The 892-nt window shown below is 80.6% G+C and carries 1 pseudogene; it reads left to right on the top strand.

Annotation, left to right across the window (positions count from 1 at the left end):
- Positions 1-892, top strand: a pseudogene (locus tag EF918_RS37575) (hypothetical protein); the annotation flags it as partial.

An 892-nucleotide genomic window follows, 5' to 3' on the forward strand; every position in this document is an offset into this window, starting at 1 on the left:
GACAGTGGTACGAGTTCGTACCGGGGGTGCAGGACGTGCTGCTCGGTCCGCTCGGGCGGGACGAGGCGGCGCTGGTGCTCAAGCACTGTTCGGAGTACGTGCTCCAGCACTTCGGGCGGGGGGTGCGCAACTTCCCGGCGCTGGCCGTGTCGCAGCTGACGGGGGCGCCGCTGCCGGTGTCCAGCGAGGTGGAGGAGCCGGCGGCCGGCGCGGACGGGCCGGGGCGCCCGCCCGCGGCCCGGCTGCCGCAGGCGTTCGCGCGGGTCTCGGCCAAGGTCGTCCGGCGGTACCTGCCCGGGCCGCCGGTCCCGGCCGCCGGCGGCCCGGCCGCCGCGGAGGCACCGCCGGGCCCGTCCCGGGCCTGGGCGGTGGCGACCGCCCGGGCCAGACTGGCCGTCCACGACCGCGACGGCGGACAGCGGCCGCTGCACGAGGCGGTGGCGGTCCTGCGCCGCGCCGCGGCCGTCCCCCCGACACCGCAGGACACCGTGGGCGAGGCCGAGTACGAACTGGCCGGCGCCCTGCTCCGCCTGTGGCACCTCCAACACGACCCGGACCTCCTGACCGAAGCCGAACGAGCGGCCCGCACCGCAGCCGGCCTGCCCCCGGCTCCGCCGGGAGCAGGGCCCTGGCCGGCGACCGGAGCTCCGCCCAGGCCGGCGGTCCCCCCCGCCGCGACCGCCCCGCCCGGTGCGGGGGCCGCGCCCGGAGCCGGCGCCCCGTCCGGTGCCGGGACTTCGCCCGGAACGGACGGCTGGCCCGGTGCGGGCGGTCTGCCGAGGGCTGGCGCCTCGCCGGACGGGGGAGGTGTGCCGGGTGCGGTGGTTCCACCCGGTGCGGGTGCTGCGCCCGGTGCGGGCGCCTCGCCCGGTGCCGGTGCCTCGCCGGGGGC

It is taken from the genome of Streptomyces sp. WAC06614, assembly GCF_003949795.1.
GTDB lineage: Bacteria > Actinomycetota > Actinomycetes > Streptomycetales > Streptomycetaceae > Streptomyces.